The sequence below is a fragment of the Burkholderia sp. S-53 genome (assembly GCF_025560745.1).
GTDB lineage: Bacteria > Pseudomonadota > Gammaproteobacteria > Burkholderiales > Burkholderiaceae > Burkholderia > Burkholderia pyrrocinia.
The window spans coordinates 94,868-108,504 of sequence record NZ_CP090483.1 but is presented as its reverse complement, the minus strand read 5'-3'; the positions used below and the strand labels follow the sequence as shown (position 1 = coordinate 108,504).

Sequence of the window (13,637 nt, the reverse complement as noted above, 5' to 3'; positions counted from 1 at the left end):
GCTCCGCGTCGCCGCCCGGCGCACGACCGCGCCGCTCCCCGTGAGCGGCGCTTATCCATTTGCCCGTCGAAATGTCTCCTGATCCGGCTGTGACCACCAGCCTGCGCCGCTCGCTGCTCCGGCGCCTCGCCGCACCGCTGTCGATGCTCGCGCTGATGAGCGGCCTGATCGCCTACTGGCTGGCGTGGCAATACACGCAGCACGTGATCGACCGCTCGCTCGCCGATCTCGCGACCGCCATCTCGAAACAGATCCAGATCGCCGGCCCCGACGCGCCGTTCACGGTGCCGCCGCTCGCGCAGGCGATGTTCTCCGATCCGGCCGAAGCGCTGATCTACCGGATCAGCGACGGCGAACAGGAGCTCGCCGGCGATCCGAAGCTGCCGCTGCAGGGCATCAACGTGCGCCGCATGCATCACGCGTACGTATTCGAGGCCGAGTACGACAACCGCGCGGTACGCGTCGCGCAGGTGCGTGTCGAGGACGTCGAGGGCGGCAAGCCGATGGTCGTCGAGGTCGCGCAGCCGGTGCGGCACCGCTACCGGATCGCGGCCGAATTCCTCGTCGCGATCATGATGCCGTTGCTGTTGCTGCTGCTCGCGGGCTGGGGCATCGTCTGGCGCGTCGTGAACCAGCAGCTCGGCCCGCTTACGCATCTCGCCGATTCGCTGAACCGGCAGACCCACACGTCGCTGGAACCGGTCGACGAAACCGAGGTACCGCTGGAGATCCGGCCGCTGACGAGCGCGATGAACGCGCTGCTCGGCCGCCTGAAGACCGCGCTCGACGCGCAACGCAAGTTCATCGCCGATGCCGCGCACCAGTTGCGCACGCCGCTCACGGCCGTGAAGCTGCATGCGGAGCAGGCCGCCGTCGCGCGCGATCCGCACCAGACCTTCGCCGCGGTGCGCGAGCTGCGCGCGGCCGCCGACCGCGCGGTGCGGCTGTCGAACCAGTTGCTGTCGCTCGCGCGTGCGGAGCCGGGCGAACAGGCCGCGCGGTTCGTCGACGTCGACCTCGCGGCCATGGCGTTCGAGACGGGTGCCGAATGGGTGCCGCGCGCGCTCGCGTCGCATGTCGACCTCGGCTTCCAGCGCAGCGACGATCCCGGTGACGACGAGAAGCTGATCGTGCGCGGCAACCCCGTGCTGCTGCGCGAGGTGATCGCGAACCTGCTCGACAATGCGCTGAAATACGTGCCGCTCGCGCGGCCGGACGGCGCGCGGATCACGGTGAACGTCGCGCGCAGCGCGCTCGAAGACGGCTTGCCGGCCGCCGAGATCGTCGTCGAGGACAACGGCCCCGGCGTGCCCGCGAACCAACAGGCCGACCTGTTCAAGCGCTTCTTCCGCGGCGACGCGCAAAGCGGCAACGGTGTCGAAACGGGAGCCGGGCTCGGCCTCGCGATCGTGCACGACATCATCGCGATGCATGGCGGCACCGTGTCGTACGAGGATGCATCGGAAGGCGGGTCGCGCTTCGTGGTGCGCGTGCCGCTCGCGCAGCGCACGGAGAAGCCGGCCAGCGAAACGCCGGCCGCCGCGTCGGCGCATTGAGCGATTCGCGTCGGGCGACCGTTGACCGGGCCGCCCGACGGATGAAGGAACCGGAAGGACTGCCGCGCAACGCGGCAGCCGTCTGCGGAATCGACAGCGGCCGCGCGCGATGCGCCGCCGCCTGCATCACTTCCTGTTTTTCTTGTCCTTCGCCCCGGACTCGGACTTGCCGTCCTTCTTGTCCTTCTTCTTTTTCTTCTTCTCGCCGTCGTCCGACGTCGCGAGCAGCGTGCCGCGGCACGCTGCCGCGCCGCAATGGCACGCGTATTCGCGCTTGAGCTTCTTCGTCAGCTTCGCGTCGATCACGAGGCCGTAGTCGTAGAACAGCTCCTCTTCCGGCCCGATGTCGCGCAGCGCGTGAATGAACACGCGGCCTTTGACTTCCTCGGCTTCGCAGTTCGGCGCGCACGAATGGTTGATCCAGCGCGCGCTGTTGCCGTCGATCTTGCCGTCGATCACGCCGCCTTCGTCCAGTGCGAAGTAGAACGTATGGTTCGGCTCGCTCGGATCGTGCGGATGGCGACGCAGCGCTTCCTTCCACGAAATTCGCTCGCCCTTGTATTCCACTACGCGTTCGCCGGCCTTGATCGGCTCCACCGCGAACACGCCCTTGCCGTGTACTCCCGAGCGGCGCACCGCGATCCTGCGTGAACTCATCGAACGAATCCTTGTGAAGACGAATGAATGGAAGACAGCCGCGATCGCGGCCCGCCGCGCGCCAAACGAAAACGCGGCACCGGTTGGTGCCGCGTCGGGGCATGCGGCGAATCACCCGCATCCTACACGTTCGATATTGCTTCGTTCAACATCGCGCGCAATATTGCGCGCTCGACGCTCAACGCTGGCCGAATGCGATGTCGCCGAACAATGCCTTGTGCTCGCGCGGCTGCGAGCGCCAGTACTGCGGCGGCGCCGTCACCTGCGCGCCGAGCTCGGCCGCCGCGTGCCACGGCCAACGCGGGTCGTACAGCATCGCGCGCGCCATTGCGACGAAATCGGCATCGCCGGCCTCGATGAGCCGGTTCGCATGCGCGGGATCGTTGATCAGGCCGACCGCCATCGTCGGCATGCCGACCGCGCGCTTCACGGCCTGCGCGAACGGTACCTGGTAGCCGGGCGACAGCGGAATCTTCTGCAGCGGCGACACGCCGCCGGACGACACGTCGATCCAGTCGCAGCCACGGCGCGCCAGCTCGTGCGCGAATGCGATCGTGTCGTCGAGCTCCCAGCCGCCTTCGACCCAGTCGGTCGCAGACACGCGCACGCCGACCGGCCGGTCTTCCGGAAACGCCGCGCGCACGATCTCGAAGATCTCGAGCGGAAAGCGCATCCGGTTTTCGCGCGAGCCGCCGTATTCGTCGGTGCGCCGGTTCGCGAGCGGCGACAGGAACTGGTGCAGCAGGTAGCCGTGCGCCGCGTGCACTTCGAGCGCGTCGATGCCGAGCCGCGCGGCACGCTTCGCGGCGGCCGCGAACGCTTCGCGGATCCGGTTCAGGCCCGCGGCATCGAGCGCGAGCGGCGGCGTCTCGCCTTCCTTGTGCGGCACGGCAGACGGCCCATGCGGCAGCCAGCCGCCGTCGGCGACGGACACGAGCTGGCCGCCGTTCCACGGCACCTCGCTCGACGCCTTGCGCCCCGCATGCGACAGCTGCATCGCGACGCGGATCGGCGCATGCTTGCGGATCGCGGCCAGCACGGGCTTCAGCGCGGCTTCGGTCACGTCGTCCCACAGGCCGAGGTCGCCATGCGTGATGCGCCCGTCGGGTTCCACGGCGGTCGCCTCGATGCAGAGCAGGCCCGCGCCCGACAGCGCGAGATGGCCGAGGTGCATCATGTGCCAGTCGGTCGCTTCGCCGCGTTCGGCCGAGTACTGGCACATCGGGGAGATCACGATCCGGTTCGGAAGGGTCACGCCGCGCAGCGTGAATGGAGAAAACAGCGCAGTCATGGAGGCCGCTCGCCTGGAAAGGGAAAGAGCGGACGAGCGTAGCACGCAGGCTCGAAGCGTGCAGATGGCCCAAACGGTGGTAAGCGGATGGTCAGGTACGGCCGGCAGCAGGTTGCCGGCACGGCAGGAACCGCGTCGCATGCAGTGATGCGCCGGCCGGCAACGGATGCCGGCCAGGCCAAAGATTCGCGGCGAACGGCGCCGCCCGCGGCGTCAGAGCCCGACGCTGTCGAGCCACTCCGCGAACATGCGCCGCGCGGCCGTCTCGAGCGCGGGGCCGTGCTGCACGGTATCGGCACGCAACTGGCGCGCGTCGACGCCGGGCGTCGCAGCAATTTCGCCGGCGTTCCCGATCAGCCACGGTTCGAAGCGGTCGGCGCGGATTTCCGGATGGCATTGCAGCGCCAGCACGTGCTGCCCCCACGCGAATGCCTGGTGGCGGCAGGCCGGCGTCGACGCAAGATGGATCGCGCCGCCCGGCAGGTCGAACGTATCGCCGTGCCAGTGCAGCATCGATGTCGCCGCGCCATCGAGATGGCGCAACGGCGACGCGCGGCCGGCATCGGTGAGCGTCAGCGGCGCCCAGCCGAGTTCGTGCTGCGCAGCCGGATAGACGCGCGCGCCGAGCGCACGGGCGATGAACTGCGCGCCGAGGCAGATGCCGAGGATCGGCAACCCCGCGTCGATGCGCTGGCGCACGAGCGCCGCGAGCGGCGCGATCGTCGGATACTGCACATCGTCGTACACGCTGAGCGGCCCGCCGAGCACGACGAACAGCGACGGCTGGAGCACATCGAGCACCTCGAACCGCGACGACCCGACGTCTACATAGCGCACCCGCCGACCCCGTTCGCCGAGCACCTGCTCGAAGCTCCCGAGATCCTCGAAATGCACGTGGCGGATCGCCACGACTTCAGCGTTCATCATCGGCCTCCCGGTCGATCGACGGACGTCAGCCTGCGAAAATCTTCCAGGTCTTCTTCTGCGTCGCCGCGTCCGCTTCTTCCTGCACCGAGCAGTCGAGCCGCAGGTCGCTGTCGGACATCGAGATGTCGAGCGCCGCGCAGTAATGCACGGTCTTCTTCGACAGCTTGCCCGGCTGGAAGTGGGCGCACGTCACGCACATGCGCTGCGGCGGCGTCGCACCGGCCACCTGCAGCTCGCGCAGCGTCTTCAGCAGCGCGCGATACAGTGCGCCCTGCTCGTCCGCGCCGAGCTTGCCGACCGCTTTGGTCAGGAATTCAGGCCATTGCAGCGCCTTCTTCGCGGCCGTACGGCCACGCGCCGACAGACGCACGGCCAGTGCACGGCCGTCGTCCAGCGCACGGCGCTTCTCGACGAGCCCCTTCGTCTCGAGCGTGCTGACCGCATCGCTCGTGGTCGCCGCGGTGAGCTGCGTCTCGCGCGCGATCTCGCCGAGCCGCATCGGGCCCTTGCGCTGCAGCAGCAGCACGAGGATCTCGCCCTGCGTCGGCGTGAGGCCCGCGCCTTCCGCCCAATCCCATGCCTGGCTTCGCATGGCCGTACTCAACCGCAGCAGGCTGTGGGTGACACGTCCCGAAGCCTGGTTCCCGTAAACGCCTTCGCTCATAGTCTTTTCGCTTTGCCGCCGCCCGGATTGCCGAGCGGCCGTAGTGTGGAGATCGAATGTCCATCTCAAAACAGACGCACGCTTGCGAGTGCATCAGCACGGCCGTCGCGAGGCACACGCGGCGGTCGCATTCGCGGCGACCGGTGAGACACGCGTCGTTCCGGTGTCCGCAAAGCCGACATTCTAAGCGAGAGCGGAAAATCGCACAGCTAAGTTATCCCCTGCATTCTGTGGAAAATCGCTGGATAACTGAAATTTTTCGTTGTGCCTGTTATGCCGCGCGCCCGCGGAACGGGGCGCGCCAGCATTTTCCTGTTCTGATCGGCCACCGGGCGAACGGCCATGGTCCACCGGGTTATCCCACCCGCAGATCGTTGACTTTGCAGCGGAATATCGGGTTATCCACAGATTTTAAGGACGCCTGGCAACGATTTCGGCCCGAAACGGCGCCGACCGTCGTTCAGCGAATCGCGACGCGGTCGAGCCTGCAATCTGCAAAACATTTTTTCATTCACGCCAACGTAAGCACTGCTGCCGGACCGTCTCGTTCAGCGATTTTTCCTGTTTGAAAACGGTTCTCAACCACGATGCGTCGTTCACCCGCGCCTTGGCAAGCGCGCCGATCTCGTCGAGCGCCGCGCGCGAACCGAGCGCGGCCGCATGCGGCGCGATCTTGTCGAGCGTGTCGAGGATGTCTTCCGCAATCGTGCGGCGTTCACCTGTCTGAGGATTCACGCAGGTGCCCTCGAGCCCGAAGCGGCACGCTTCGAAACGGTTGAACGTATAGACGAGGTAGTCGTCCTCCGACAGCTTCAGCGGCCGGTCGGTCAGCAGGTAGCGCGCGAGCGTCTGGATGTAGCAGGCGATCGCCGCCGCGCGGTCGACCGACAGCGGCGTATCCATCACGCGCACCTCGATCGTCCCGTAGCCGGGCTTCGGGCGGATGTCCCAGTAGAAGTCCTTCATCGAGTTGACCACGCCCGTGTTCACCATCTTCATGAAGTACTCCTCGAAGCTGTCCCAGGTCAGCACGAACGGCGCGCGGCCCGACAGCGGGAACGCGAACACCGAATTCAGGCGTGCCGAATGGAAGCCCGTGTCGACGTTCTGCACGAACGGCGACGATGCGGACAGCGCGATGAAGTGCGGAATGAAGCGCGACATCGAGTGCAGCAGGAACAGCGCGCTGTCGGGATCGGGGCAGCCGATGTGCACGTGCTGGCCGAACACAGTGAACTGTTTGGCCAGATAGCCGTACAGCTCGGAGATGTACTGGAAGCGCGGCGCATCGTAGATCTGCCGGTCGCTCCATTGCTGGAACGCGTGCGTGCCGCCGCCGGCGAGCCCGACGTTGAGCTGGTCGGCCGCCTTCACGAGCACGTCGCGAATCGCATGCAGCTCGGTGACCGCCTGCTCGTGCGAATGGCAGATGCCGGTCGACAGCTCGATCATGCTCTCGGTGATTTCCGGCGTGATGTTGCCCGGAAAGGTCTCGCCCTGGATCAGGCGCATCAGGTCGGATGCAGCCTTGGTCAGGTCGTAGTTGTGCGTGTTGACGACCTGGATCTCCAGTTCGACGCCGAACGTGAACGGTTCGGAATTGACGAAGGTTTCGAGTGCCATGGCAGGTTCCGGAATCAGTTGCTGTCGCTGCGTTCGCCGACCGCCGACAGGCAGCGGTAGACGACGAACGGGCTGACGAGCTGCAGGATCACGATCGTGCACATCACGATCGCGCGCAGGTGCGGGTCGAAATTCGGATAGAGCTGGTAGGTATCGTCGACGAGCAGGTACGACAGCGCGGACATCGGCGTCAGCGCGATGCCGAGCGCGACGCCCTGCTTCATCCCGATGCCGCTCGGCTTCGCGAACGCGAAGACGCCGGCCAGCTTCGCGACGAGCCGCGTGACGATCAGCACGATCGCGAGCAGCCCGCCGAGCGCGATGTCGCCCCACGTGAACGATGTGAGCGTCAGCACGAACAGGACCACCGTCAGCAGCCAGCCGGCCGTGCCGAAGTGCTCGGGCCACAGCTGCGGACGCGCTTCGAGGTTCTTCACGATGATGCCGGCGAGCAGCAGCGTGAGCAGCGTCGACAGCTTCAGCGCCTGTGCCACCGCAATCGCGAGCATCACGAGCCCGAACAGCGCGACGAACGAATGCTCGTCGCGCATCGTCGACGTCATGTGACGGAACAGGAAATTGCACGACCGCGCGACGAGATACGCGACGATGAACGACCCGGCGATCAGGTAGAGCGGCTGCAGGATCGTCGCGAAAACGTTGCCGTACGCTTCCTGGTGGAGCCAGCTCGTCACGAGCTTGGTCAGCACGATCGCGTACACGCTGTTGAGCGCGGTCAGCGTGATGAGGCGCTGCGACACCTGCCCCTCCGCGCGCAGTTCGGTCTTGAGCTGGATCACCATCGACGGCGACGTCGCGATTGCGATCGCCGACAGCACGAGCGCGACCATACCCGATACGCCGAGCGCAAGCATCACGAACAGCACGAGCACGAACGTCAGCGTGGCCTCCGCGAGGCTCGACGCGATGAGCCACGGATTGCGCCGGATCCAGCGCAGGTCGAGGCGGCTGCCGAGCTCGAACAGCAGCAGGCCGAGCGCGACGTCGATCAGCAGCCGCGACGTTTCGTCGGTGCTTGCGTCGATCACGCCGAATCCGAACGAACCGGCGACGAGGCCGATCACCGCATAGCCGGTGATGCGCGGCAGGCGCCATGCGCGATAGCACAGTTCGCCACACAGGCCGGCCGCAAACAGCGCGAGCCCGGCCCAGAACACGGCATCCGGCGCGAGCGGCCAGTTGGGCAGGAATGAGAACGCCGACTTCATCGTGGTGACTTCTCCTTTGGAAGCAACCGCCAGCGACGCGGGGTCAAGCGTCAGAAATGGATGCGCGCCGGCTGGGTATCGCCCCGAATGTGATTGTTGTGGTCGACGACGGCGGGACATAGGGTCCGCCTGCTCCGCCATCCGGCGGAAAGTCGCACAGGTTGCCGATCTGGATTGTCGGCCTGGTGTGTGAACGGACTGCGCAGTCTCGAAGATTCAGATTCGAAATCGTGCCGACCGTTCCATTGAAGCACGTCCGGCGCCTGGCCGAACGAACGCGAAGGAAACCGATTGTGCCACAGCTTTTTCGGTCTGGAACCCATTGAATTCGACTCGCGGCGCTGTGCGGCACCGCAGGTCTTTGGTTTCAAAGGTTTACTTGTATATATACGTAGTAGAAGTTAACAAAGGACGCACAGTTCTGTGGATAACTTCGGTTTACGCTGACGGATCAATGGGTTGGCGAAACCATAACCCGTTGCACAGGCTGTTCGTGCACAGAAGTTTGAGATGAGTAACTTTGGGGTGTCTCACAGCTGTGCCGAGTTGCCCAGTTTACGTCCACTGTGAGTACACACGAAGTGCGGGCGGATTCCGCGCGGTTATCCACAGCATCGGGTGGATAACCTTGCGCGGGGAAATCGGCAAACTGTGAGCGATCGGGGCAGCCGGTCAGCCGGTGGAGCCGACGCGGCGCGCGCGCAGTGCGCGGATCAGGAAGCGTGCGGGATCGACGGCTTCGGCGAGTTCGCGCTCGAGCGGCCACGGCTCGCCTTCGAGTTGCGATGCGATCAGTTCGGCGCCGAGCGCCGCCCACACGAGGCCGCGCGAGCCAAAGCCGAATGCGCCGTAGAGGCCGGGCATGCGCGGCAGGTCGCGCGCCTTTGCACCGCTCAGCGCGCGGGCGTTCGCGACGGCCTGCGCTTCGTCCGCGAGCGGGCCGATCAGCGGCAGGCGATCGCCGACGACCCAGCGGAATGCAACGCGGCCGCGCAGCGTGTCGAGATCCGGAACGTCGCCGATCAGGCCCGGCAGCAGGTGCCGCACGCGGTCGAGGTTTTCGACGTGGCCGGTCGCGCGCATCGCGGGATCGACGTGGCCGGTCGCGCGCATCGCGGGATCGACGTCGTCGGGTTCGAATGTCGCACCGATCAGCAGCGTGCCGTCGTCGAGCGGCACCGCGTAACCGTCGCCGATCGCCGGGCACGGCAGCGGCGCCGTGCTGCCCGGCGGCAGCAGCGTGAGCTGGCCGCGCACCGGTTGCAGCGCGACATGCTGCAGGCCCGCGAGACGCGCGGCGTCGCCCGCGTTCGCGAGCACGACGACGGGCGCTTCGGCCAGCGTGCCGCCAGCCGCATCGAGCGCATGCCATGCGTCGCCCCGCCGCTCGAGCCGCGCGACGCCGGTGGACGCGAGCAAGCGCACGCGTTCGCCGGCCGCCGCGCATTGCGCCGCGCACAGCCCGGCCGGCCAGACGGCGCCGCCGTGCGGAAACAGCAGGCCGCCATGCGCGACCGGCAGGTTCAGATGGGCACGAGCGGCCTCGGTATCGAGCAGCGATACATAGTCGGACGGCGCGCCGAACGCATCGAATGCGTCGCGCATCCGCGCGAAGTCGTCTGCCGATTCGGCGAGATGGATCATTCCGTGCGTGCTGCGCGCGAACGCATGACCCGCGCGTTCGAGTGCGCGCCAGCGTGCGATCGCGTGCAGGAAGCCGCCGCGCGTGAGCCGGCTTGCGACGTTGTCGTCGCGTGTCATCAGCGGATGGAATACGCCGGCCGGATTGCCTGACGCTTCGCTTGCGATCCGTTCGTGCCGCTCGATCAGCGTGACGTCCCAGCCGCGCGTGGCCAGGCGCTCGACGACCGCGCAGCCGGCCAGACCCGCACCGATCACGATCGCACGGCGCGCCGCAACGGGCAGTGCGCGCGGCGGCTCGTGCCGGCGCGCTCGCCAGCGCGGTGCATATTCGCCGACGAGCCGATCGTCGACTTCGCGATACGTGAAACCCGATTCGCCGAGCGCGTGTTTCAACGCATCGGAATTCGTATCCGCCGCAAACGTTGCGTGTTCGCCGGCGATTTTACTCAGTGCGCGAACCAGGTCGGTCGAACGGAGATCGGCTTCGTCCGACGACGTGAAGCCGCCAAGACAGAACGCGTCGGCGCGCGCGACGAGCTTCGTCAACATGTCGATCACGTTGCCGAACGCGAGCGTGAGTACCACGCGCCCTTCGTCGAATTCGAGCCGGTGCAGGCCCGGAACGACCATGGGCCACGCGTCGATCAATGCATCCACGTCGGCCGATATGGTTGTGTTAGCAACGATATGCAAGATCGCACGGCGCAGGTCGTCGCGCGAGAACGGATGCTGCTCGACCGCGACGAAATGCAGCCGCTCGCAGCGCGCCGGATCGTCGCGCCACGCGGCCCATGTCGCGAGGAAGTGGCTGCCCGTGCCGAATCCCGTTGCGACGATCGTGAACGTGCGGCGGTCCTGCCAGCGCGCCGGCAGCCCGTTGTCGGAGACGAACATGCGATGTGCGAGCACGCTTGACGCGTCGCGATGGAGGTCGCCGTACTCGGGCGAAACGAGCGTGCCGTCGTCGCGAAGCGCGAGCGTGGCGGGAACAAGTCGGTCGGGCATGCGAAACAAAAAACGTGGCAGCCAAGCCTGGCAAGGGATTGCGCGGGGCCGTCCGAGCGGCCGTTGGAAAAAGCCAACGAGGCGACGCACGGTCGGACCGCGCTGCGTATCCTGTCCGGTTGGCGCTGGTCAAAAAACGGGCAATCGACGATTCATTCGGCGAAATACCGATGAAAATCTTTGAAACCCTTGTCGTTATTGGGTTTGCGCTGCGCTATCATAGCAACGCCGTACCGCGGGGTGGCCGCCGGCAAGCCGGTGGGCGCGTCGCGCGGGCCAGGATTCGGCGCTGTGCCGTCGGAGTCTGACTCTCGACGGCACGGTTCGCGCACGTATAATCGGCGCGTTCGCGCTGTTCGTGTCAACCTAACCTGATAAAGGAACCTTAATGAACAAACAGGAACTGATCGACGCCGTCGCCGCCCAAACGGGCGCCAGCAAGGCTCAAACCGGCGAAACGCTGGACACGCTGCTCGAAGTCATCAAGAAGGCCGTGTCGAAGGGTGATGCGGTTCAGCTGATCGGCTTCGGCAGCTTCGGTTCGGGCAAGCGCGCAGCACGTACGGGCCGCAACCCGAAGACCGGCGAAACCATCAAGATCCCGGCAGCCAAGACGGTCAAGTTCACGGCTGGCAAGGCGTTCAAGGACGCCGTCAACAAGCGTTAAACCAGCGCCTGTTCCAGGAAAAACCCGCCTCTCGGCGGGTTTTTTGTTGGGCGCGCGCGGCATTTTCGCCACAGTCCGCGCCACTCTTGCAAGATTTAACGGTTGTTTTACAAGCCGTTACCGAGCCGTCAGGCATGCACGATTTGCGTGTCGCCGTGATCGTCGTCGTCGTGCGAATCGACATCCCACGCCGGGAACGGATCGTCGAACGCGCTCCATTCCGCTGCACCGACCGCGAATTCCGCATCGGTCAGCAGGCACGCGTCGAGTTTCTCGCGCCATGCATCGGCGTCGAGCGCGATGCCGATCAGCACGAGTTCCTGCCGGCGATCGCCGACTGTGCGATCGTCGAGATCGCCGTGCCATTCGGCGCGGATCTCGGCGAGCAGCTCGTCGTCGTCCGGCCATTCCGCGCGCTCTTGCGCGGCCCACCAGAGACCCGCCGGTCCATGCCGGCACACGCCGCCCGCCTGCGACAGCGAGCCCGCGATGTCGTTGCGCGTCGCGAGCCAGAAGAAGCCCTTGCTGCGCAGCACGCCCTGCCACTCCTGATGCAGCAGCGCCCAGAGTCGTGCCGGATGGAACGGCCGGCGCGCACGGTAAACAAAATTGCCGATCCCGAATTCGTCGGCTTCGCCGTGCACGTGCGCATGATGTTCATCATGGCAGTCGGGGTCGTCGCAATGCGTGTGATCGCGATCGAGCGACGCGAGCCAGCCCGGCGCATTCGCGGCCTCGTCGAAATCGAAGCGGCCCGTGTTCAGCACTTCGTCGAGCGGCACGTCGCCGAACGTCGACACGACCTGGTGCGCGCGCGGATTGAGCCGCGCGAGGATGTGCTGCAGGCGTGCGAGTTCGTCGGCACCGACGAGGTCGGCCTTGTTGATTACCAGCACGTCGCAGAATTCGATCTGCTCGATCAGCAGCTCGACGAGCGTGCGGTCGTCTTGTTCCGACGCGGCGATGCCGCGCGTCGCGAGTGCATCGTCGGAACCGTAGTCGCGCAGGAAGTTGTACGCGTCGACCACGGTGACGAGCGTGTCGAGCCGCGCGATTTTCGACAGCGACTCGCCGTCGTCGTCGACGAACGTGAAGGTCTCGGCGATCGGCATCGGCTCCGCGATACCGGTCGATTCGATCATGATCGCGTCGAAGCGGCCTTCGGACGCGAGGTTGCGGATCTCGACGAGCAGGTCGTCGCGCAGCGTGCAGCAGATGCAGCCGTTCGACATTTCGACGAGGCGTTCCTCGACTTGCGACAGCGCCTGCGCGTCGCGCACGAGCGACGCGTCGATGTTGACCGCCGCGAGATCGTTGACGATCACGGCGACTTTCAGGCCCGCGCGGTTCGCGAGGATGTGATTGAGCAGCGTGGTCTTGCCGGCGCCGAGGAAGCCGGACAGCACGGTGACGGGCAACGGCTGGTTCATTGCGGTACACACCAACGGAAAAGATGAAAAAGCGGCCGCGGCACCCTTCCGGGGCGTGATCGGCCCGCGGACGGGCGAACCTGCGGCGTGAGCCCGCATTGTGCATCAAACGCGCGCCGGCCGGCCGGCACCGCGTCAGGCTGCGATGCGATGCGGCGTCATGGCGCGGGCGGCAGCAGCTTCCACTGCGTCAGGATGCCGGCGATCTGCCGCGCGTACTTGTCGCGCAGCGACGGCGTTTCGGAATGATAGGCGCCGACGGCCTGCCACGTGTTGCCGTAGCGGTTCATCTTCTGTTTCAGGTGCCACGCGGCGATATACACGTTCTTGCACGGTTCCATCAGCGTGCCGCGGTCGATCCCGTAGCGCGACAGCGTCGTCAGGTGGATCGAATTGATCTGCATCAGGCCGTAGTCGATCGAGCCGTTCGTGTTCTTGTTCAGCGCACCGGGCCGGTTGCGAGATTCCTGCCACGCGATTGCGCGCAGGATCAGCGGATTGACCTGCTGGTATTTCGCGGCCTCGTCGAAACAATCCGCGCGTGCGTTTGCGCTGGCGAACCACGCGCCTGCGGCAATCAACGCAATCGAAGCGAACCGTCTGTTCATGGTGCGAAAACGAAAAGGAATTGCGCAATGGTCGGGAAAACCCGTGCCTGTTATTCGTGCGACGAGAAACACGTCGCCCTTATCATACCGACAGCCCGTCAGGTTGCGACATGCGGAAATACGACAGCCGGGTTATACCGTATTTCCGTGTCGGTTCATCGCGAAACGGGGGCGATGGCCGGCATGCCGATATAGCACCGAATCTTACATATTGCATACGGCTCGCCGGATACATGTCGTATGTGAGACAGTCTTCGGATCAATGTGATATTTCGGACATGAAAAACTGCTAATGTCGCCTCTTTCGGACTTGGATCCCAGCACTACCGCCGGAAG

Annotated in this window: 11 protein-coding genes; 2 read left to right on the top strand and 9 right to left on the bottom strand. The window is 65.9% G+C overall.

What is annotated here, in order from left to right:
- Positions 1-71: 71 nt before the first annotated feature.
- Positions 72-1,556, top strand: a complete 1,485-nt coding sequence (locus tag LXM88_RS05525; RefSeq protein WP_262539346.1) for a sensor histidine kinase — start codon at positions 72-74, stop codon at positions 1,554-1,556.
- A 126-nt stretch (positions 1,557-1,682) separates the two neighbouring features.
- Here LXM88_RS05525 and LXM88_RS05520 read toward each other — a convergent pair whose 3' ends face one another.
- The 7 genes from LXM88_RS05520 to mnmC all read right to left on the bottom strand — a co-directional run bounded on the left by LXM88_RS05520 (position 1,683) and on the right by mnmC (position 10,596).
- On the bottom strand, positions 1,683-2,213 hold the full coding sequence (locus LXM88_RS05520; protein ID WP_262539345.1) for an SET domain-containing protein: 531 nt from the start codon (positions 2,211-2,213) through the stop codon (positions 1,683-1,685).
- A gap of 178 nt (positions 2,214-2,391) precedes the next feature.
- Positions 2,392-3,504 (bottom strand): NADH:flavin oxidoreductase/NADH oxidase, encoded by a 1,113-nt coding sequence (locus LXM88_RS05515; RefSeq protein ID WP_262539344.1) that lies wholly within the window; start codon positions 3,502-3,504, stop codon positions 2,392-2,394.
- Positions 3,505-3,717: 213 nt separating this feature from the next.
- Positions 3,718-4,428, bottom strand: a complete 711-nt coding sequence (locus tag LXM88_RS05510; protein WP_262539343.1) for a glutamine amidotransferase — start codon at positions 4,426-4,428, stop codon at positions 3,718-3,720.
- A gap of 28 nt (positions 4,429-4,456) precedes the next feature.
- Positions 4,457-5,095, bottom strand: a complete 639-nt coding sequence (locus tag LXM88_RS05505) for a MarR family winged helix-turn-helix transcriptional regulator (RefSeq protein ID WP_072442632.1) — start codon at positions 5,093-5,095, stop codon at positions 4,457-4,459.
- 507 nt (positions 5,096-5,602) lie between these two features.
- On the bottom strand, positions 5,603-6,718 hold the full coding sequence (locus tag LXM88_RS05500) for a YbdK family carboxylate-amine ligase (protein WP_262539342.1): 1,116 nt from the start codon (positions 6,716-6,718) through the stop codon (positions 5,603-5,605).
- Between the two features lie 14 nt (positions 6,719-6,732).
- Positions 6,733-7,947, bottom strand: coding sequence for a cation:proton antiporter (locus LXM88_RS05495; RefSeq protein WP_262539341.1), 1,215 nt, complete (start codon positions 7,945-7,947; stop codon positions 6,733-6,735).
- Positions 7,948-8,619: 672 nt separating this feature from the next.
- On the bottom strand, positions 8,620-10,596 hold the full coding sequence (mnmC, locus tag LXM88_RS05490; protein ID WP_262539340.1) for a bifunctional tRNA (5-methylaminomethyl-2-thiouridine)(34)-methyltransferase MnmD/FAD-dependent 5-carboxymethylaminomethyl-2-thiouridine(34) oxidoreductase MnmC: 1,977 nt from the start codon (positions 10,594-10,596) through the stop codon (positions 8,620-8,622).
- A 388-nt stretch (positions 10,597-10,984) separates the two neighbouring features.
- Here mnmC and LXM88_RS05485 point away from each other — a divergent pair, with 388 nt between their 5' ends.
- Complete coding sequence (locus LXM88_RS05485; RefSeq protein ID WP_006401505.1) at positions 10,985-11,263, top strand: HU family DNA-binding protein; 279 nt, start codon at positions 10,985-10,987, stop codon at positions 11,261-11,263.
- A 128-nt stretch (positions 11,264-11,391) separates the two neighbouring features.
- On the opposite strand, the gene LXM88_RS05480 is transcribed toward LXM88_RS05485, so the two are convergent.
- Together LXM88_RS05480 and LXM88_RS05475 are read right to left on the bottom strand one after the other, a co-directional pair.
- The gene (locus tag LXM88_RS05480) at positions 11,392-12,705 is read right to left on the bottom strand and encodes a GTP-binding protein (RefSeq protein WP_318654689.1); all 1,314 of its coding nucleotides are present in this window, start codon (positions 12,703-12,705) and stop codon (positions 11,392-11,394) included.
- Positions 12,706-12,851: 146 nt separating this feature from the next.
- Positions 12,852-13,301 carry a lytic transglycosylase domain-containing protein gene (locus LXM88_RS05475; RefSeq protein ID WP_047899431.1) on the bottom strand — a complete coding sequence of 150 codons (450 nt, stop codon included), beginning with the start codon at positions 13,299-13,301 and terminating at the stop codon, positions 12,852-12,854.
- Between the last annotated feature and the right edge of the window lie 336 nt (positions 13,302-13,637).

What these genes read in the sequence shown, in the direction of transcription:
- LXM88_RS05475 (WP_047899431.1), bottom strand. Translation starts at nt 13,301, where the DNA reads ATGAACAGACGGTTCGCTTCGATTGCGTTGATTGCCGCAGGCGCGTGG.
- LXM88_RS05505 (WP_072442632.1), bottom strand. Translation starts at nt 5,095, where the DNA reads ATGAGCGAAGGCGTTTACGGGAACCAGGCTTCGGGACGTGTCACCCAC.
- LXM88_RS05510 (WP_262539343.1), bottom strand. Translation starts at nt 4,428, where the DNA reads ATGAACGCTGAAGTCGTGGCGATCCGCCACGTGCATTTCGAGGATCTC.
- LXM88_RS05485 (WP_006401505.1), top strand. Translation starts at nt 10,985, where the DNA reads ATGAACAAACAGGAACTGATCGACGCCGTCGCCGCCCAAACGGGCGCC.
- mnmC (WP_262539340.1), bottom strand. Translation starts at nt 10,596, where the DNA reads ATGCCCGACCGACTTGTTCCCGCCACGCTCGCGCTTCGCGACGACGGC.
- LXM88_RS05520 (WP_262539345.1), bottom strand. Translation starts at nt 2,213, where the DNA reads ATGAGTTCACGCAGGATCGCGGTGCGCCGCTCGGGAGTACACGGCAAG.
- LXM88_RS05495 (WP_262539341.1), bottom strand. Translation starts at nt 7,947, where the DNA reads ATGAAGTCGGCGTTCTCATTCCTGCCCAACTGGCCGCTCGCGCCGGAT.
- LXM88_RS05500 (WP_262539342.1), bottom strand. Translation starts at nt 6,718, where the DNA reads ATGGCACTCGAAACCTTCGTCAATTCCGAACCGTTCACGTTCGGCGTC.
- LXM88_RS05525 (WP_262539346.1), top strand. Translation starts at nt 72, where the DNA reads ATGTCTCCTGATCCGGCTGTGACCACCAGCCTGCGCCGCTCGCTGCTC.
- LXM88_RS05515 (WP_262539344.1), bottom strand. Translation starts at nt 3,504, where the DNA reads ATGACTGCGCTGTTTTCTCCATTCACGCTGCGCGGCGTGACCCTTCCG.